The organism is Actinoplanes sp. NPDC051388 (assembly GCF_055586225.1).
Map to the genome: position 1 here is coordinate 128,940 of NZ_JBVJIP010000018.1, position 19,408 is coordinate 148,347.

Genomic DNA, 19,408 nt, shown 5'->3' on the forward strand with positions numbered 1-19,408 from the left:
GACTGGCATCTCCCGAACCCGCGCTGACCGGGCCACAATGCGGGGGTGTCACGCTTCGTCGGCCGTACCGAACCGTTGGGCCGGCTGCTTGCCGCCCACCGGGCGTGCACCGCCGCCGGGCCGGACCCGCCGTGGTCTGGACTGGTCTTGGTCACCGGTGAGGCGGGGATCGGCAAGACCGCGCTGCTGAGCCGGTTTGCTGAGGCGGTCGCGGGATCCGGCGCGGTGCTGCGTGGCACCTGCTGGGACGACGACCGTGCTCCGGCCTGGTGGCCGTGGACCCAGGCATTGCGTGGTCTGCTGCACGCCCGCGAGGACCTCCGGCAGGACGCCGACCCGGCCCTGGCTGCGATCGTTCCGGAGGTGGTCGGCCCGTCGCCCGGCACCGGGCCCGACGACGCCAACCGGGTGCGCATCTTCGACGCGGTGGGCGGGCTGCTGTCCCGGGCCGTGTCTACCGCGCCAGTGGTGGTGATCCTGGACGACCTTCAGTGGGCCGACGTGTCGTCAGTGGATCTGTTGCGCTTCCTCGCCCGGCAAGCCCGGCCCGGCGGGCTGTTGCTGGTCGGCGCGTACCGGCCCGGTGAGCCACCGGCCAGCGTCGCGGCGGCGCTCGCCGATCTGTCCATCGCGGCCGAGCTGATCAATCTCCGCGGGCTGGCCCCGGAGGAGGTGGCGGACCTGGTGCGGACGGTGTCCGGAAACGACGCGGCGGCGCGCTGGGCGGCCCTGGTGCATCAGCGCAGCGCCGGGCACCCGTTCTTCGCGCGCGAGCTGTGTCACCTGTTGCAGGCTGGTGGTACCGCCGCCGGCGTGCCGGCGGCGGTGCGCGACGCCATCGGACGCCGCCTTGCCCGGCTGCCGGACGGCTGCGCGGCGCTGCTCGACGCAGCCGCGGTCGCAGGGGCCGCGCTGCTGCCGGACGTGCTGAGCGACGTCTGCTTGGAGCCGGTGGCCATGGTCGCCGACCGGATCGACTTGGTGCGGGCCGCCGGGGTGCTGGTCGACGGCGCGGACGGGGATCCGGTGCGCTTCGCCCACGACCTGTACCGCGAGACGATCTACGCGGCGCTGCCCGCGGCGCGCAGGCTCGACCTGCATGACCGGGTCGGACAGGCGTTGCAGCGTCGGCACGAGCGCGGCGGCCCGGTGTTCCCGGCCGAGCTGGCCCGGCACTTCGCTGCCGCGATCGGGCAGTCCGGACCCGGTCCGGCAGTCACCTGGGCGCACGCGGCGGCTGACGCGGACACCGCCCGGTACGCGTTCGCCGAGGCGGCCGGGCACCTGAGCCGAGTACGCGCCGCAGTCACCGACGCCGGTCGCCGGCTGACCGATGCCGACCAGATCCATCTCCTGACCCGAGAGGCCGACCTGCGGCTGCGGGCCGGGGACGCACAGGACGCGAGGGTCCTGCTTGACACCGCCTGGGAGACCGCCGCAGCCACCGGCGACGGCGACCTGCTCGGCGCGGTGGCGTTGGGCCTGGACCGGGTCGGCGCCAGGTTCGCCATGCCGCGTACCGATCTGATCGCCGCGCTGGAAGCCGCGCGGGTGGCGCTCGACGGGCAGGGAACCCCCGCCGAGGCTCAGGTGACCGCAGCGCTGGCCCGTCAGTTGCAGCACTCCGTGCCGTCCGACCGCCCGCGAGCCGGGCCGTACGCCGAGCGGGCGGCGGCGATCGCCCGCCGCCTCGAAGACCCGGCCACTCTGGCCAGTTGCCTGCTCGCCCAGCACGACACCATGTGGACACCCGGCACCGGGGGGCGACGGACCGAGATCGCCACCGAGATCGCCGCCGCCGCACGGCAGGCCGGCGACCCTGAGCGACACGCCCAGGCGCTGTTGTTGTCGGCAACCGCGCAACTGGAGAACGGCTCGGCCGGTTTCCGAGCCGCCCTCGCCGAGTACGCCCATGTGACCGGCGAGCTGCGCCAGCCGCGACATGATTACTTACTGCGAACCCGGCAGGCCGCGCTCGCGCTGCTGGAAGGCGACATCGAGGGCGGCGACCGGCTCAGCCGCGAGGCCGCAGCGCTCGGCGAAGCGGTAGGCGACAGCGACACCGGCAACGTCCGGATGTCGCAACGCCTGGAAATCGTCCGGGCCCGCTCCGACCCCGACGAACTGCGCCGGACCGCCGCCGAGGCGGTGCACTGGTGGATCGGCGCCCCGGCGCACGCACACGCGGTCGCGGCCGGCTTCCTGGCCCGGGCCGGCGATCTGGTCGCAGCCCGGCGCGAGGTCGACACGGTACTGGCGCTGGACGACTGGCGCGCCGACCGTTCGTACCTCTGGTCGGTCTTCGCGGGCGAGCTCACCGCCGCCGCGATCGCGCTCGGCGACCGGGCACTCTGCGAGCTGCTGCTGAACGACCTGATGCCGCTGGCAGACACGTGCGCGGTCAACGGCGCGCTGGTCTGCTTCATGGGTGCGCACGCGCACCGCGTCGGCTTGCTTCAGGCCGCGCTGGGTGACCCGGCACAGGCCGCCGAGTCGCTGAACCAGGCTCGCGACGTACACCGGCGGCTGGGTGCCCGGATCTGGGAGGACGAGAGTCGCCGCGCCCTGGCCGGCCTCGGCGTGCAGGCGCCCACCAGCGGCGCGACCATGCGGCGGGTCGGTGACCTATGGCAGGTCGGCTACCACGGCCGGACCGCTCACCTGCGCGACGCAAAGGGCCTCCGTGACCTGGCCGTACTCCTGGCCCGTCCCGGCACCGATGTGGCCGCGATGGAGCTGGCGGCCGAGGGCGGCCCGTCGGTGGTGGACCGGGTCGCCGACGAGCCGGTGCTGGACCTAGCCGCACTGCGGGCATACCGGCAGCGGCTGGCCGACCTCGACGACGAGCTGGCGGACGCCGGCGCCGGCGCGGACCTGGCCCGGCGGCAGCGAGCCAGCGACGAGCGGGAACGGCTACTCGCCGAGGTGCGCCACGCCACCCGACCCGGCGGCACCCTCCGCACGTTTGGCCCCACCGCGGCGGAGCGGGCCCGCAAAGCGGTCACCGCCCGGATCCGGGACGCCATCCGACGGATCGGTGCCGCGCTTCCGGACCTGGGCACCCATCTGGACCGAAATGTACGGACCGGCCACGCCTGCCGCTACGACGGTGAGCCTGCCGCCGCGGGGCACGGAGAAGGCCACTAACCGGCGGTCGCAGCGGGAGTTCGCGCCGCGGCCGGCGACACCGAATCGCAGGGGCTTCCTATTGGCAGGGATGCACTGATCTGGCTGATCGCCCGCACCCTCAGACTGCTCGGCCATCACGCGCGGCCATAGTTACAAGACCTGGACGCTCGCCTTTGCCAGCTCACGGCGCACCTAACCGAAGCGGTTCGCGTACCGCGACATCCAGTTGCACGTTTGCCCAGCTCACACGCATTGGTGGACCGGATGTGGCACAACCCGAACCGCATACCCGCAGCTCAGGGGCCCGTTTTCGTTGTCACCGGTGCGCAACCGGGCAAGGTGACGTCGCCGGGCGCAGGAAGCCTGGCTCTGGCCGAAGGACGGCGAGGAACCGCGGTCGGTGAAAGAGCAGCGACGTATCAACGTGCGCAGTCGGAGGTTGCGGACCTTCACGGGGCGCGAGCAGGCCGCCTACGGCCCGCGAAAGGGTTGGCCTGGGATGTCTGCGCCGTCAGCTCTCGTCGTTGGCGGTGGATGGAGTGCCTGCGCTGCAGGTTACGGTCATCCGCACGCTGCGGTTGCCGTGCTTGAACACGACTACCGGGGCTGAGCCTGGTCCGGCGCTCACCTGGTCGACCTTGTAGGGCTTGGTCGCGGTCCAGGACAGAAGTTGCGCGGTGGCGGCGGACGGGCAGGTTGCCCGCACTGAACCGCCGGTCGACGACAGCGTCCGTTCCTGCGGCGGGCCGCCGGTATCGGTCGGCGGAGTGGGGCCGTCGGGGTTGGGGGTCGGGTCCCGGTCCGTGGGTTGCGTGGCGCCGGGCGTCTCGGCCGGGGCACCGTCAGGGCCGGTCGGGTCGCCGGGCTGGACGATCGACCCCGCGGGGTCGGCACCCAGGGCGCTGGCGGTCGGCGGGTTTCCGCCGGGAGAAGCCGGTCCGCCGGGCAGGTTTCGGGTATCGCTGCCCGGACCAGGCGAGGCAGGCGCCGCGGGGACCGATGTGGCCGGTGCGCCGGCAGGCGGCATGGAGGCGGTCTCCGGATGCCGGCCGCCACCGGGTAGGAGCGCCCACAGCACAGTGGCGGCAGCGGCCCCCAGCACCAGCACCGCTACACCCTGCCACCTGCGACGGTGGCGAGGCGCAGGGCTCGCATCGGCGGTTGCAGATCTGGACGCAGACCTGGCGGGGGCCAGAGCAGGATTGGTTGCGGTGCTCGGGATCGAGCCGGGAGCCGGCGTCGGACCGGCGGCCACGGTGAGGCTGGTCGCCTCCGCGAACGACGAGGCGGGACCTGCCGCCGATGCGGGAATCAGGGCCCGGTCGGCGGCCGTGGACGAAGCCGATGCCGCGTCCACCGCCCGGTCCTTGATCGCGGTGGGTCCCGGGGCGGGCGCGCCGAGTGGTTCCTTACCGATCAGCACCGAGGGTTCACCGTCGACGGCCGGGCCGGGCGCGGGGTGGTCCGGCTCGTCGTCAACGACGCGTAGGCCGGCGCCGTGGGCGAGCAGGGCTGCGGCCTCGCGCGCGCTGGGCCGCAACGTGGGATCCTTGCTCAGGCACCGGTTGCACAGAGCGGTGACGTAGTCGGGCACGTGGGGCAACTGCGGCAGTGGCGTCGGATCGATGTAGACATGCGCTTCGAGCATCTTGGTGGTGGTGTCCACGCTCCACGGTGAGTGACCCGACAGCATGCGGTAGAGCAGCACACCGAGGGCGTAGACGTCGGAGGCGGGTTCCACCGCGTCGTCGAGCAGCCGTTCCGGCGCTACATACGCCGGCGTGCCGAGCACTTCGAACGCCGATCCGGCGGAACTGCTGGGCCTGGTCGCCGCGGCGATGCCGAAGTCGACGACCTTGGCGCCGACCGGCGTGACCATGACGTTGGCCGGTTTGATGTCGCGGTGCACCAGTCCGTCGGCGTGGGCGGCGGTCAGCGCCGCGGCTACCTCCGCGGCCACGCGCATCGCGACCCTCGGCGGCACCGGGCCGGCCGCCAGCCGCTGTTGAAGGGTGCTACCGCTGACAAGTTCCATCACCACGTACGGCGTGCAGGTACCGTCTTCGTTCGATTCGCCGTAGTCGTACACCTGGGCGATGTTCGGATGCGACAGCGCAGCCGCGGCCCGGGCCTCGTCTCGGATCTGGCTCCGGGACTGCGGGTCGCCGGCGTGCCGGGCGGCGAGCAGCTTCACCGCCACTGTGCGACCGAGTACTTTGTCCTGGGCCTGCCAGACGACCGCCATGCCGCCGATGCCCAGCTGTCCGATCAGTTCGTATCGGCCGCCGAGTAGCTGTTTCACCTCCATGCCGGGCAGTCTGCCCGCATCGACGGTCTTCCGCACCTCGTCGACGACTCAGAGCGTTTGTGGTCGACGCCGTAGCCGTAGAGGTGACGGTGTGCCTTCGAAGTAGCACCCTTCGTGACCACCCCCGGATGGACAACGACGCCATGACGCGCGTGTCCAAGGGGAAGTCCGTCACACGGCAGACGTTCGAAGAAGCGTTGCGGGCGCTCCACAACGAGGCCGGCTCGACGTCATTCTCCGCGCCAAGGCGCTGGCCCGCGAGCAACTGCGCAGGGAAGGCTGAACCTCCGTCAGTCCGCCACCGTGTCCAGCCACCGGTTGTACTTCAGGCGCAGGGCACGCTCGGTGCTGCCCACCGTCGCGCTGATCGCGAGCGCGATGTTCAACCAGGCCGACGCGTCGAACGGCGAGTCGAAAACACCGAACCGCTCGGTCAGCGGCGGGAACCGGGAGATCGACTCGACGGTCTGCGGGAGGCCGAGGATCAGCGGAACGAGGATCAGGACGAGGGAGACCCGGGCGATCCCACGGCTGAGCCCGGGCCGCTCGCGCTCGAGCCGGGCGCGGCGCCCCTCGGCCGAGCGGGGGTCCGGCACGAGTTGCTGCTCGGTCCCGTCGTCGGCGACGAAGTGGCACCGTCGGATGCCGAAGGCCGACGTCTGCACCTCGATCGCGCCGCCCTCGATCGGGAAGACAGCGGGGAGCCGCGCCCGCTCGTAGCGCCGTCCGTCGCGGTACAGGTGCGCTTCGGTGTCGCCGTTCTCGTTGCCCTTCAGCTGGTTGACGTCGACGGCATAGACCACCGGCCGGCCCGCGCCACTGTCCGCGGAAAGGTAGAACAGGGATCGCGACAGCGTTTGCCACCAGCGGAATCGCTTCAGCGCGCGCCCGTCGCCGGGCTTGATGCGCTGGATGGCTCGGCGCCTGCGCCATACGTCGAACATCCGGCCATTACAAGGTGTGTCCTCGGAACACGGTCAAGCCCTGTGCTCACGTGGCACGGCGCAAAGCCATCGACTGGATCAGCGCCGAGCGCAGACCTGGCAGTTCGTGGTCCACCCGATCCTTCAGCGCGCGCACCGCGGGCTTGTGCCCCCGGAGGTCACGCCACCCGAGCACGGTGCTCACATTTCCGTCGATCGCCAGCACGGCTGGCACAGCCCCGCGGACCGGGGCTGAAGGCAGTCATATCGATCCCCTGCCTAGGTGATGAGGACAGGAGGACTGTGGCGGCCCCGGAAATCGGGCGACCGGGGCCGCGGCGACGAGTCCGATGCGAGACGGTCCGAGCGCCAGGAGTCACGTCGGTCAGCGGGGTTCTGCCGGGCAGGCGATGTCGCGCTGCGGGCGTTCCCCCGTGGCCAGGAAAGCGGTCACCGTGTCGTTCGCGCACCTGTTCCGGGCGAGCAGCAGATAAGCGCCGTGGCCACCCTGGTTGACCGTCACCATGCGCGCCCGGTGGCCGAACGCCTTCCGGAGTTCTCGGGCGCCGACCAGCGGGGTCCCGGGGTCACGCAGGTTCTGCACCATGAAGACGTTCGCCGGTCCGCGATCGTCGATGCGCACCGGCCGCTCGACCGGCGCGGGCCAGTAAGCGCACGGAGTGATGTTAGCCGCGGCCGCGCCGACCAATGGGTACTTGAGCCGGTAGGCCGCGACGTCCCGCTGATAGCTAGGCACGGACCTCGGCCAGCGTGAGTCCCCGCAGAGCACGTGATGCCGGCTGGAGATCAAGTTGTCGACGTTCGCGACCGGCGGCTCAGGAGGCAGCGGCTGATTCGTGTCTAGCGCTTTCCACACCGCGGCCAACGTGGTCATGCCCAGGTCGCTGTAGAGATTGTCGAAAGTGATGCCGCGGAACAGCGAACCGTCGACTCCCTGGACCGGCTTCTTGGCCAGCCGAGCCGCGAGTTCGAAGTACTTGGCGCGCACCTGCTTCGGTGTGGTGCCCAGCCCGTACTGCGGGTTGGCCGCGGCGAACTTCGCGAAGTCCGGGAAGCGGTCGGCCGTGCCGACAGCCGTCCGCTGGAAGGCTTTGTGATCGAACCCCTGGGGACCGAGGTTGCTGTCGAGCACGAACCGGTCGCTGCGCTGGGGGAACAGCGTCGTGTAGACCGCGCCGAGATAAGTGCCGTATGACGTACCGAGGTAAGAGATCTTCGGCTCGCCCAGCGCCTCGCGGATCCGGTCCATGTCCCGCACGGTGTTGGCGGTGGTGATGTGCGGCAGCAGCGCCGCCGTCTCCGACGTGGCGCACTGCCGCGCGATCGACTTCGCGATCCGGGCGTCCTTCAGCACGTCGGCCGCGGTCTCGGGGTACGGGAAGTTACGCCGGGCGATCTGCTCCGGAGTCACGTCGCAGGTCACCGGCGCGCTGTGGCCGACACCGCGAGGGTCGAACCCGATCACGTCGTATCGGTACTGGAGGGTCAGCGGCAGCGGCTCCGGGACCGCGGCGTTGACGAGCAGGCCCGGATAGCTCAGCCCGTCGCCACCCGGACCGCCCGGGTTGGTCAGAAGCACGCCCCGGCGTTGCGAGGAGTTCTTGCTCGCCACCCGGGACACCGCGATGTCGATCTTCTTGCCGTCCGGCTCGCGGTAGTCCAGCGGGACCTGGACCGTTGTACACACCAGGGCGGGCGAGAGGACATCCGCTGGACACGGGCCCCATTTCAGCGGCGACGCACTCGGTGTCGCGGCCTCCGATATTCCGCCGACCGCAGCCGCCGTCACTGCCACGACGGCCACGGCGAGTGCCGCCGATAACGCTTTGCGCACGTGATTTCCCCACTCGACGATGCACGGGACATACGGACCGGTTCAGTGGAAACCATGTGCTGACGACATGGTCAAGAGGAGCCAGGCGACCGGCGGTGACGGGAGCTCCCGCGATACGACACCGTGTCCCGGAACACGGTCAACCCGCGACGGGGCAACGGTCGGGGTCGGCTACGGCCACGACGAGCAGGCGGCCCGCGACACGGTGGAGCGCATCCGCAAGGACGGCGGGCGGGCCTTCGCCGTGCACGCGGCATCACGAAGCTCGCGCTGGCGCGACTGCGCGACGGCGGCCGGATCATCAACGTCTCCAGCACCGCGGCCAGAGTCGGAAGCCCGGATCTGCTGGCCTACGGCGTCAGCAAGGCGGCGCTGAACTGGTTCAGCTACGACATGGCGCTGGATCTAGGCCCGCGCGGGATCACGGTCAACTCGGTGTCGCCCGGCATCGTCATGACCCGGAACAGCCAATACCTGGTCGACAATCCGGAACTCGCGGCGCAGCAGGCGGCGCGCGTCGGCCTCGGCCGGCTCGGCGAGGTGGACGACGTGGTGAGGGTCATCGCCTTCCTCGCCTCCGACGAGGGGGGCTGGGTGACCCGGTCAGGTCGTCGACGCCTCGGGCGGCACCGCGCTCTGAGCACGCCCGCCCCGGAGGTCAATCGGCGCTGGTGACGTCCTCGGCCGGCTCGGCCGCGCGCAGTTGCTCGTGCGCGCGGAGGCTGGCCCGGGTGAGCACGTCGATCTGTGCGGTGTTGTAGAGCGCGACCACGGCGTCGACGAAGGTCTGCGTGGTGACGTGCTGGCTCTTGGACAGGTGCGCGGACGGATCGTTCAGCCACGGGTAGTTGTTGAGGCTCTGGGCGATCAGCGGTGCGAGCCTCTCGGCCAGGCTCTGCCGGGTGGTCTCGTCCGCGTCCGGCGGCAGGGCGTCCAACTCCGCGTTGACGGGGTCGTTGTCGTCCTCCGCCTGCGCCGCAGGTCCGTCAAGGCATCGTCGTCGTACAGCCGGGTGTAAACGTGGATCAGTGACCTATCGGCTTCGGACAGGCGCGACGCGACCGACTCGAAGCCCGCCGGAGAGTCGGCCGGCGCGCCGTCACGCAGAATAACCGCGATGTCAGCGCGGGCCGCCCGCAGGCGCTCCATCTCGGCGGCGAGCTGGGCGTCGACCTGGCGCAACACCTCTGGGGGGACGTCGCCGTTCGACCTGGCCACACCGATCTCGGACAATGGCACCCCGAGTTCGACCAGGCGCCGGATACGCAATAGGCAGACAAGATGCGTCACGCCGTACTGCTTGTATCCGTTGTTCCGGCGTTCCGGCTCCTCGAGCAGGCCGAGCCGGTGGTAGTGCCGGATCGTGTTGACTGTGGTGCCGGCGAGCTCGGCCAGCTCCTGGGTGCTCCAGGCCACGGCAGTTCCTCCCAGGATCACACCAGGCACGCGCCGGGCGGTCCTCACCGGGGAAGCTAACACATCGATACCCATTGGTACGGAGACCGAGGCGGGGTGCGTACCGGAGGGGGATCACCTCCCCGCGCACACACCCGCCTCGCGAATCAACGAGTCGTCAGGAGGGTGCAGCGCGCGCAGTTCTGATCCGTGCCCGCACTTTCTCGAATCTGTCGGCCTCTTGCGGTCCCGGCTCCTGGCCGCCCACGCCGTTCACCTGTCGGACGCCGACATCGGCTTGCTCGCCGGCGCCGAAGTGGCGGTCGCACATTGCCCGTCGTCCAACGCGAAGCTGGGCTCCGGCGTCATGCGGCTGTCGGCCTTGCGAGCGGCGGGCGTGCCTGTCGGGCACGGCACCGACGGCCCGGCGAGCAACGATCGCCTGGACCTCTCGACGAAGCGCGGACTGCCGCTCTTCTCGCCCGGTTGACCAGCCGTGACCCGGCCACCGTGACAGCGGCGGACGCACTGTTGCTGGCCACCCGCGGAGGCGCCGCAGCCCTGGGCCGCGACGACATCGGTGCGCTCGAGGCAGGCCGGTGGGCCGATCTGGTGCACGTCGGCGTCGACGATCCCGCGTTCGCCACCGGGCTCGAAGTGCCCGACGAAGAACTCATCGCGAACCTCGTGTGGGCCGCGGGAGCCCGAACGGTCACGGATGTGTGGGTGGCAGGTGACGTGGTCGTCGCCGGATCGGAATCGATCCGCGTGGATCGACGGCAGACTCAGGCGGAGGTTGCCGCCGCTGCCTCGCGTCTGCGTGTTCCCGCCGGAGCCTCAGCGATCTGAGCGATTCAGCGTCGATGCCGGGATTTCCCCACTCCGTGGGCCGGTTTGCCGCCCGGGAGTCGATGCGCTCAGGCCACCACTGAAGAGACGACGCTCCAGACCACCGTCGTGGTCAGCGTCGTCCATAGGACGATCGCTATCGCCTGCCACAGCAGGACCCATCCGCGCGGGATGCCCGAGGCCACGAGCATGGCCGCCGTGATCTGAGTCGGGACGGCCAGCGGCCCGAGCAGGCTCGCACCGGGAACGCCGAATCGGACCAGATACCGGCGGAAGCGCTGACGGCCCTTCGACTCCGGCTTTCGTCGCTCAGGCGCCTCGGATCGATGTCCGTGAGCCAGAGCGGCGGTACGGGCTCGTGAGCTGATCAGCACCACAATCAGGACGCAAAGGAAGTTTCCCGAAGCCGCTGCGATCCCCGCGACGACCGGATTGATCCCGCCGACGACACCGATCGGCGAGGCTCCCTCGCCCTCGATGAACGGGACGGCGCCGGCCACCTGCCTGGCTTGGGCGATCGGGAAGGCCGGGGCCGGCCCCGGCGCATCAGTGAACAGCAGCGCTCGCAGATCGTCGCCCTGGTCAAGACGATCCCGCCCGGGCGGCTGCGCTACGAGCGGGGCTCCGAAGCCTTGGTGCAAGCCGATGAGACGTCCACCGCCGCCGTCTGGAACCCTTGACGCGCTCACCGAGACGGCGAACGCCATGGGGATCACCGTCGGCCGCATCCAGGTACGGCGGATCCTGCTCGACGACGGCGCCCGGTGGCGGCAGGTGCACTCCCGGGCGGTCTCGAAAGACCCTGACTTCATCCCAAAAGGACAGCCGTCATCGCCTTGTACACCCGCCCGCCCGACGACACCACGGTCATCTGCGCCGACGAGCTGACCGGGCCGAACGGGTTGTTGAAGCTGTTCACCAAAATGTCCTCGAGACGGCGCTGAACGAGGAGATGACCGAACACCTCGGCTATGAGCAGAATCAGGTCGAGGAAGGACGCGAGTCGCCGAGTGATCCATTCGGCGTTACGGGTCGCTGTGGATCGGCCCGATCTCGGGTCACTCCATCGGTTGGCGGGCGACGTGCGGGACGGTGCGTCCGGAGACGAGCCAGCCGGCCAGCGTGGCGGCGAGTGGCAGTCCGAGGGCGATGACCGCCAGATTTGTCACCGGGACCGGGGACAGCGCGCTGAGGTTCCGGGCGAATCCCGCGGTCAGACCCAGGTAGGCGCCGGCAATGCCGAGGATGGCACCGAGAACGGCGAGCCCGCCTGCGGTGGCCGCGGTTAGCGTCCGGCGGGTCCTGCCGGTGGCGCCGGTCGCGGCGAGGATGCGCAGATCCCGGCCGGCTTCGCTGCGCACCAGGCCGACGGTCATCGCGAGGATGCCGAGCGCGATGAGCACACCGGCCGCTGTGGCGCCGGACCGGAGTGCCCCGATGCCTCCCTGACGGTCCCTGACCTCGACGGTCAGGCCGGCGCCGGCCGCCGCTTCGCGGGCGGCGGCGAGTTGCTCGGTCGTGGGCGGCGCACTCGTCTCGACGAGCCAGCGGCCCGACGGGGCGACCACCCAACCCCGTTGGGTCAGAACTTCCATTGTGACGAATGTGCCCGGCAGTGACCCGTAACTGGGACCGAGGCGGGCGATATTGGTGAGGGGTTTCACCTTTGAACGGTCGGCCTCGACCTGACCGAGGAGCGCGAACTGTCCGATCTCCCTGGTGATGACGACGGTGCCGGGCGGGACGGTGGCGAGGTCGTACCGGTAGTGGGAGAGGAGCTGAGGTGTCGCGACATACACCAGGCTGACGTCCATCCAGCCATCGTCCGAGCGTTCCACGAGGGTGATCGCCTGCCGTCCGTCGAACGACGGGTCCGGCTTGCTGGCAGGGTCCAGGGCCACGTCCAGCGACGTCACCCGGGTTTCGTCGAGCACTTCGAGGATGTCGTCGACTCCCGCCCGCAACCGGTCGAGGTCGGCAGTCTCCGGGATGAACGGTCCGTCGACGTTGGCGGCCCGGATCAGCACCTGGTTGACCGGCAGGTTGCCTTCGGTGGGGGTGGCCTGCGCGGCGCTGGCGGAGGCGATGACGGTGACCGCGATCGCGATCGCGAGGCTGATCGCGGCGAGCGCGGCGCCCGAGCGGGCCCGGTAGCGGGCGAGGTCGCCGATGGCAAGACGTACGGCCACGGGGAACCGTCCGACGCACGCGGCGAGCACCTGTATCGCCAGCGGGCAGAAGAGCAGCAACCCGACCGCCACCGCAACCGTGCCGGCGACGATCAGTACAGCGTTCGTCCAGTTGACCGCGGTCTCGTCGGCCACGTCGCCCGCCGATGCGAGACAGGCGACTCCGGCGATCATGGACACCGCGGCCAGGATGGCCGCCCGGCGCGCTGGCCTCGGCTCGGGTGGCCGGCCGGAGAGGGCGCGTACGGTCGGGACGCGGGCGACGCTGCGGGCCGGCCACCACGCGGCCACCGTGCCGGCGACGATAGCGAGGAGCATCCCGCTGGCGATCAGCCACCACGGCACGTCGAATTGGTCGATGCGGTACCCGACGGCGTCCTCGACGAACGGGGCTGCGATGGCCCATCCGGCGAAACCGACGCCCGCGCCGATCACGGCCGCGACCGCCCCGACGATCGTGCCGTTGGTCAGTGTCACGAGGCGGAGTTGCTTGTCGGTCGCGCCGATCGCGGCGAGCATCCCCAGCTGGCGCATCCGGCGGTGCGCGATAACGACGAAGCTGGCCGCGGCGATCAACGCGACGAGCAGCAGCCCGACGGTCGCCACCACGAGTACGCTCACCGCCGCGATCACACCTTCGTTGCCCGGGCGTGAGCCGATGTCGATGCTGGCGCCGCTCGGGACCCGGAACGTGCGGGCCTGATCGTCGCTGGTGTCGACGAGGATCGTCACGTCGTCCGCCTCGCCTGTTCGCGACGGCGGGTCGAGTACGAACTCGTCGGCCAGGTTGCCCGGATTCTCCACGATGCCGACGACAGGCCGCGGTACGCCGTCAAGAGCCAGCGACGCGCCGATGCGCACATCGAACAGGTCGGCTATCCCGTCGGTGATCGCCACCTGGTCGCCGGTTGGATGGATTCCCTTGACAAAGGCCAGGCGGGGACCACCGAGCGGGCCGTCGGGATCCTGGGACCGATAGTCGACGGGCTCGAACAGTCCCGCCACCGGTACCCGGCTGTGGTAGATCACGTCGTGGGTGTCGAATGCGTTGCGGGCCGAGGCCACGTCAGCCTCGAGGACGCCGCGGTCGGTGTTGCCGAATCTGAAGAAGTGATTGGCTGCACCGAACTCGGCGTTGGCAGGCACCGGCGTGGTTGTGTACGCCGCTAATGCGAACCCGATCGAAGCGGCGACCCCCGCCGTGAGCAGAGCCAGGACGAGCACCTGCTGACGCCACTCGCGCCGGAACAGCCGCCATGCCCACCGGGCAACGGCTCGGCGGGCGGAGCCCCGGCCCGACATTGCCACGCCGCCGACCGACTGGTGCGACCGTGCCCGCGTCATCGGCCCGCGCCGTCGGCGAGCAGGGACTCCGGGCCGGCGGGCCGCGTGGTCTGGTCGACTACCCGGCCATCACGCAGGAACACGATGCGATCGGCCCACGATGCGAGCTGCGCGTCGTGCGTGACGACGATCCCGGCAACGCCCCGCTTGCAGGCCGCCCGCAGCAATCGCATGACGGCCTCGCCGTTGACCGAGTCCAGGGCGCCGGTCGGCTCGTCGGCAAGGATCAGACGGCGGTCGCCGACGACCGCCCGTGCGATCGCGACCCGTTGCCGCTCACCGCCGGAAAGATCGTCCGGGTAGCGGCCGGCCTCAGCGGCGAGCCCGAGTTCCGTCAGGACGGCCAGCCCGACTTCGCGTGCCGCCCGCACGCCGACGCCGTCGAGCTCGAGCGGGAGCGCGACGTTCTCCACGGCCGTCAGGCCGGCGAGCAGATTGAAGTCCTGGAAGACGTAGCCGATCGTGCGACGGCGCAGCCGCGCGCGATCGTTGTGCGACATGCTCGCCAGCGGGGAGCCGCCGACAATCACCTCGCCATCGCTGGGATCCTCCAGACTGCCGGCGATCGTCAACAGCGTGCTCTTGCCCGACCCGCTGGGCCCCATCACGGCGACCAACTCGCCGACGCTGACCGACAGGTCCACCTCGCGAAGCGCGTGCACCTCACTCGCTCCGGATCCGTACACCCGCGAAACCCGGCGAAGCTCCACCGCAGTGGTCATTTCTGGGCCTCCAACCTGGTCCGTTCGGGTTTCGCCGGCACACTGCGCTCCGCGACAGACTCGACGCGCCGCTGACTCAGCCGGACCTCGGCCGCGTCGATCCATCGCACGACGCTTTCCAGCCGGAACAGTTCGGCGTCGGCGACCAGCGACAGGCTCAGGTCGTCCGGGGCAGCGTCGGCCTTGATATGCGTGTACCTCTGCATCAGCTCCACCAGATGCCGGCGGTGGACCTGCAGCAGCCCCGACACGTCGACCCCCGGTAGCTGCACGGCCACCAGCACCTTGATGACGAGTTCGTCACGCGGCGGGTTGGCCAGATTCGGCGGGGTCCGCAGCCAGGCCGCGAGCTCGTCAGCGCCCGCCGCGGTGAGGCGGAACATCTTCTGCGGGCCGTCACGGTCTCCGCCGTCGGACTCGACCAGCTCGTCGCGCTCCAGCCGCTGCAAGGTGAGATAGACCTGGCCGACGTTGAGCGGCCACACCTCTCCAGTGCGTGACTCGAACTCCTGCCGCAACTGCAGGCCGTACTTCGCACCTTCGGTCAACAACGCGAGCAGCGCGTGCCGGACGCTCATAAGCCCGCTCCAATCAAAGAGGATACCGGGTATGATACCCGGTATACATGGTCGCGCACCACCCCGCCGGGCGACCATCCTCTTCTGCAGCTTGTGCGGCTCGTAAATCCAGCTGAGGCGTGCTGACATGCGAGATTGTCCGCCCCCGCCGGTCCGGGCCGATCTGGCGACAGTTCCTCACCACTCAGGCCCGATCGATGATCGCCTGCGACTTCTTCACGGTCGACACGGTGTTCCTCAAACGGATCTACGTGCTGTTCTTCATCGAGCTGGCCACCCGCCGCGTGCACGTGGTGGGCCTGACCGCCCATGCAACCGGCGCCTGGGTGGTCCAGCAGGCGCGGAACCTGCTCATGGACCTTGATCACCGAGCCGACGCGCTGCGGTTCTTGCCGCGTGATCGGGATAGCAAGTTCACCGCCGTGTTCGACGCGGTGTTCACCGCAGTCGGGATCGCGGTGATCCGGACGCCGCCGCAGGCGCCCCGGGCCACCGCGATCGCGGAGCGCTGGGTCGGCACCGTGCGTCGCGAGTGCACGGATCGGATGTTGATCGCGGGTGAACGTCAGCTACGTGTGGTGCTGGACGAGTACGTCCGGCACTACAACGATCATCGCCCACACCGGACACTCGGCCAGCAGCCGCCGAACCCGCCACCACTACGTTCGCCCGAGCTCGCCCTCACCGGCCCGGGACACAGCCAGAACAGCCCGGTCAACCACTCAGCCACCTTCGCGCCGGCTCCGCAAGCCACGTGGACACCAGAATTTCCGGACACCAGAGCACGGGCGATGGACATCGCCGCCCGCAACCTGCTGACCGCTGATCAGTCACCGTCGCTACTAGACGTTACCGAGCCTTCGCGCCTGATCCCGGGCGGTCTCGGGTCGTCCAGGTCGAAGCGCATACCGACCACGCGAATCATCGATCGAGTTGCTGAACCGATCCGGAACATGTTCGAACAGGAACACGACCAGACCGCCGCCGAAAGCCACGGCCAGGTGACGCCAGTCGACGAACACGGCCGGTGGCGCGGCCCAGCAGGACGTCGCGAATGACGCCGCCACCCTCTGCGGTGATCATCCCCCGAGAATGACGCTAACGATGGCCACCCGCACGGCACAGACGGCGGTCAGCGCACCGTTCAACGCGAAGACATCCGCCGCCGCAAGATCAAGAACTAACAACACGGGCCGGACCAGGAATAGCAAGGGTCTACCGCATCCTCCACGATCCTGGCCGCAGCGTTTGACCTGAGTCGCACCACGGTTCAGGGTGAAGAGTGATCTGCCGGGCCGTCACCAAGATTCCCTGGAGCCTCACGAAGGCAGTTCCTATGTGCGGAGGCGCGATGTTCACGAAGGCACCGGGTCGACAGCCTGGCATTCAGGGCCGGACCTCATCGTGAACGCATCCGCCGTCGCTGTGGTGCCCGCATGATCGGCGACGCCAGGTTCCCGGTCGAGCCGTGGCAGGTGCGGGAGACCTCGCTGGAGCTGGGCCGGCTCGCGCAGGCCGAGTCGGTGCTGGCCCTGGCGAACGGGCACATCGGCCTGCGCGGGAACCTCGACGAGGGTGAGCCGCACATCATCGCCGGCACCTACCTGAACTCCTACTACGAGCAGCGGCCGCTGCCCTATCCGGAGGGCGGCTACGGCTACCCGGAGCAGGGACAGACCGTCGTCAACGTCACCGACGGCAAGCTCATCCGGCTGATGGTCGACGACGAGCCGTTCCATGTGGCCCACGGCCGCCTGCTCGCCCACGAACGCGTCCTGGACCTGCGCGACGGCCTGCTGCGCCGCAGCGTCGACTGGGAGTCACCGGCCGGGCGCCGGGTGCGGATCCGCAGCGTCCGGCTCGTCTCCTTCACCCAGCGTGCGGTCGCCGCCGTCGACTACGAGGTCGAGGCGGTCGACCACGAGGTGCGGATCACCCTGCAGTCGGGCTTGGTGGCCAACGAGGAGCAACCCCAGCAGTCCAAGGACCCCCGGGTCGCCGCCGCGCTGGACCGCCCGCTGGTGGCGGTCGCGCAGGACACCGAGCAACACGGCGCGGTCCTGCTGCACCGCACCCGCGCCAGCGGCCTGCTGATGGCCGCCGGCATGGACCACGCGATCGAGGCGCCCGGCGCATACGACGAGGAGACCGACGTCCGCGACGACTGGGCCCGCACCACGGTGGTCACCGTGCTGCGGCCGGGCGAGCGCCTGCGGATCACCAAGTTCCTCGGGTACGCGTGGAGCTCGTCGCGCTCGCCGCAGGCGCTGCGTGACCAGGTGGCCGGCGCGCTGACCGGCGCGCGCTACGCCGGCTGGGCGGGCCTGGTCGCCGACCAGCGCGGCTACCTCGACGACTTCTGGGACGCCGCGGACGTCGAGATCGACGGCGACCTGGTATTGCAGCAGGCGGTCCGCTTCGGCCTGTTCCACGTGCTGCAGGCCGGCGCCCGCGCGGAACGGCGGGCCATCGCCGCCAAGGGGCTGACCGGCCCGGGGTACGACGGGCACGCGTTCTGGGACACCGAGGGCTTCGTCCTGCCGCTGCTGACCTACGTCGCCCCGCACGCCGCGGCCGACGCCCTGCGCTGGCGGCACAGCATCCTCGGCCAGGCAAGGCACCGGGCCGAGACCCTCGGCCTGGACGGTGCGGCGTTCCCGTGGCGCACCATCCACGGCGAGGAGTGTTCGGCGTACTGGCCGGCCGGCACCGCGGCGCTGCACCTGAACGCGGTGATCGCCCGCGCGGTCGACCGCTACCGGCAGGTGACCGGCGACGACTCGGTGGAGCAGGAGTGCGGCCTGGAGATCCTGGTGGAAACGGCCCGGCTGTGGGTGTCCCACGGCCACCACGACGCCGACGGGGTATGGCACGTCGACGGCGTCACCGGCCCGGACGAGTACAGCGGAGTCGCCGACGACAACGTCTTCACCAACCTGATGGCAGCCCGGAACCTGCGTGCCGCCGCGGCCGCGTGCGGGCGCCGGCCGGCGGCGGCCGACCGGCTCGGCGTCCGGCCGGACGAACCGCAGGCCTGGCAGGCGGCGGCCGACGCGGTGCACATACCGTACGACGAACGGCTCGGCGTGCACCCGCAGTCCGCCGGCTTCACCCGCTACGCCCCGTGGGACTTCGCCGCCGAGCACCCGGGCGAGCCGCTGATGCTGCACGCGCCGTACTTCCAGCTCTACCGCCGCCAGGTGATCAAGCAGGCCGACCTGGTGCTGGCCATGCACTGGTGCCCGGAGGAGTTCACCGCCGAGCAGAAGGCCCGCAACGTCGACTACTACGAGCGCATCACCACCCGCGACTCGTCGCTGTCCGCCTGCACCCAGGCGGTGATGTGCGCCGAGGTGGGCCACCTCGAGCTGGCCCACGACTACGCCACCGAAGCCGCCCTGGTCGACCTGCGCGACCTGCACGCCAACACCCGCGACGGGCTGCACCTGGCATCGCTAGCCGGAGCCTGGTCGGCCATCGTCGAAGGCTTCGGCGGCCTGCGCGAACACGGCAGCATGCTGGCACTGGCGCCGCGGCTGCCCCGGGGCATCACCGGGCTGCGGTTCCGGCTGCGGCACAGTGGCCGGCGGCTGCTGGTCGAGGCCGATCACGAGGCCGTGCGGGTGAGCCTGCGCGACGGCACCGACGCACGGCAGCCGATCCTGCTCTACGACGAGACGGTCGAGCTCACCGCCGGTGAGGTGGTCGAGAGACCCGTCACGGCCCTGAAACCCCTGCTGCCACAACCCGAACAGCCTCCGGGATACGCACCCGACCCGGCCACGCCGACCGGCCGCAAGAGCGATCCGGATGCCACGACCGCCGACCACCGCTGAGCCTCGTCAATCTTCGTCCCGATTCATACTAGTCTGGCCGCTGCGCCGAACCACCCTTCCTGTGTGGACGTGAGGCCAGGATCCCCCTTGGCCTGGGCCATCAGGAACTGGGTCCAGGTCGGCCCAGACCGCCGTGGTGCCGGATCCACCCCGGCGTTGGTCAGGATGGACCACACGGTGCCGGCCACCACCCGGTAACCCAGGCCGACCAGCTCGCCCTGGATCCGGCGATGCCCTCCAAAGCGGCGATCAGCGCCGTGCCAGCTTTCCGTGTCATTTC

The 19,408-nt window shown here is 70.4% G+C and carries 14 protein-coding genes and 1 pseudogene; 5 read left to right on the top strand and 10 right to left on the bottom strand.

Annotation, left to right across the window (positions count from 1 at the left end):
• Positions 1-45: 45 nt before the first annotated feature.
• A complete protein-coding gene (locus ACZ6TI_RS36800) occupies positions 46-3,147 on the top strand; it encodes an ATP-binding protein (RefSeq protein ID WP_465349853.1) in 3,102 nt (1,033 codons plus the stop codon).
• Between the two features lie 493 nt (positions 3,148-3,640).
• Here the strand turns inward: ACZ6TI_RS36800 and ACZ6TI_RS36805 are convergent, their stop codons facing one another.
• The 4 genes from ACZ6TI_RS36805 to ACZ6TI_RS36820 all read right to left on the bottom strand — a co-directional run bounded on the left by ACZ6TI_RS36805 (position 3,641) and on the right by ACZ6TI_RS36820 (position 8,215).
• Positions 3,641-5,437, bottom strand: a complete 1,797-nt coding sequence (locus ACZ6TI_RS36805; RefSeq protein ID WP_465349854.1) for a serine/threonine-protein kinase — start codon at positions 5,435-5,437, stop codon at positions 3,641-3,643.
• A gap of 290 nt (positions 5,438-5,727) precedes the next feature.
• A complete protein-coding gene (locus ACZ6TI_RS36810) occupies positions 5,728-6,381 on the bottom strand; it encodes a hypothetical protein (protein WP_465349855.1) in 654 nt (217 codons plus the stop codon).
• Positions 6,382-6,427: 46 nt separating this feature from the next.
• Positions 6,428-6,586 carry a hypothetical protein gene (locus tag ACZ6TI_RS36815; RefSeq protein ID WP_465349856.1) on the bottom strand — a complete coding sequence of 53 codons (159 nt, stop codon included), beginning with the start codon at positions 6,584-6,586 and terminating at the stop codon, positions 6,428-6,430.
• 159 nt (positions 6,587-6,745) lie between these two features.
• On the bottom strand, positions 6,746-8,215 hold the full coding sequence (locus tag ACZ6TI_RS36820; RefSeq protein ID WP_465349857.1) for an alpha/beta hydrolase: 1,470 nt from the start codon (positions 8,213-8,215) through the stop codon (positions 6,746-6,748).
• A gap of 123 nt (positions 8,216-8,338) precedes the next feature.
• Here ACZ6TI_RS36820 and ACZ6TI_RS36825 point away from each other — a divergent pair, with 123 nt between their 5' ends.
• Positions 8,339-8,890: an SDR family NAD(P)-dependent oxidoreductase gene (locus ACZ6TI_RS36825; protein ID WP_465349858.1), complete on the top strand. Its 552-nt coding sequence runs from the start codon at positions 8,339-8,341 to the stop codon at positions 8,888-8,890.
• Here ACZ6TI_RS36825 and ACZ6TI_RS36830 read toward each other — a convergent pair.
• Together ACZ6TI_RS36830 and ACZ6TI_RS36835 are read right to left on the bottom strand one after the other, a co-directional pair.
• Positions 8,874-9,152, bottom strand: a complete 279-nt coding sequence (locus ACZ6TI_RS36830) for a hypothetical protein (protein ID WP_465349859.1) — start codon at positions 9,150-9,152, stop codon at positions 8,874-8,876. The genes ACZ6TI_RS36825 and ACZ6TI_RS36830 overlap by 17 nt on opposite strands.
• On the bottom strand, positions 9,083-9,631 hold the full coding sequence (locus tag ACZ6TI_RS36835) for a MerR family transcriptional regulator (RefSeq protein ID WP_465349860.1): 549 nt from the start codon (positions 9,629-9,631) through the stop codon (positions 9,083-9,085). The genes ACZ6TI_RS36830 and ACZ6TI_RS36835 overlap by 70 nt, the downstream gene beginning before the upstream one ends.
• Between ACZ6TI_RS36835 and ACZ6TI_RS36840 the strand changes: the two are divergent.
• Positions 9,618-10,459, top strand: a pseudogene (locus ACZ6TI_RS36840) (amidohydrolase family protein). The gene ACZ6TI_RS36835 and the pseudogene ACZ6TI_RS36840 sit on opposite strands and share 14 nt — an antisense overlap.
• Before the next feature lie 68 nt (positions 10,460-10,527).
• On the opposite strand, the gene ACZ6TI_RS36845 reads toward ACZ6TI_RS36840, so the two are convergent.
• From ACZ6TI_RS36845 to ACZ6TI_RS36860, 4 genes are all read right to left on the bottom strand, one after another.
• Positions 10,528-11,166 carry a hypothetical protein gene (locus tag ACZ6TI_RS36845; RefSeq protein ID WP_465349861.1) on the bottom strand — a complete coding sequence of 213 codons (639 nt, stop codon included), beginning with the start codon at positions 11,164-11,166 and terminating at the stop codon, positions 10,528-10,530.
• Positions 11,167-11,517: 351 nt separating this feature from the next.
• On the bottom strand, positions 11,518-13,872 hold the full coding sequence (locus ACZ6TI_RS36850; RefSeq protein WP_465349862.1) for an FtsX-like permease family protein: 2,355 nt from the start codon (positions 13,870-13,872) through the stop codon (positions 11,518-11,520).
• Between the two features lie 116 nt (positions 13,873-13,988).
• Positions 13,989-14,714 carry an ABC transporter ATP-binding protein gene (locus ACZ6TI_RS36855; protein ID WP_465349863.1) on the bottom strand — a complete coding sequence of 242 codons (726 nt, stop codon included), beginning with the start codon at positions 14,712-14,714 and terminating at the stop codon, positions 13,989-13,991.
• Positions 14,711-15,292 carry a helix-turn-helix transcriptional regulator gene (locus tag ACZ6TI_RS36860; RefSeq protein ID WP_465349864.1) on the bottom strand — a complete coding sequence of 194 codons (582 nt, stop codon included), beginning with the start codon at positions 15,290-15,292 and terminating at the stop codon, positions 14,711-14,713. Before ACZ6TI_RS36860 ends, ACZ6TI_RS36855 begins: the two co-directional genes overlap by 4 nt.
• 293 nt (positions 15,293-15,585) lie before the next feature.
• Between ACZ6TI_RS36860 and ACZ6TI_RS36865 the strand changes: the two genes are divergently transcribed.
• On the top strand, positions 15,586-16,350 hold the full coding sequence (locus ACZ6TI_RS36865; protein ID WP_465349865.1) for an integrase core domain-containing protein: 765 nt from the start codon (positions 15,586-15,588) through the stop codon (positions 16,348-16,350).
• Between the two features lie 378 nt (positions 16,351-16,728).
• A complete protein-coding gene (locus ACZ6TI_RS36870) occupies positions 16,729-19,128 on the top strand; it encodes a glycoside hydrolase family 65 protein (protein WP_465349866.1) in 2,400 nt (799 codons plus the stop codon).
• The last annotated feature ends 280 nt before the right edge of the window (positions 19,129-19,408 follow it).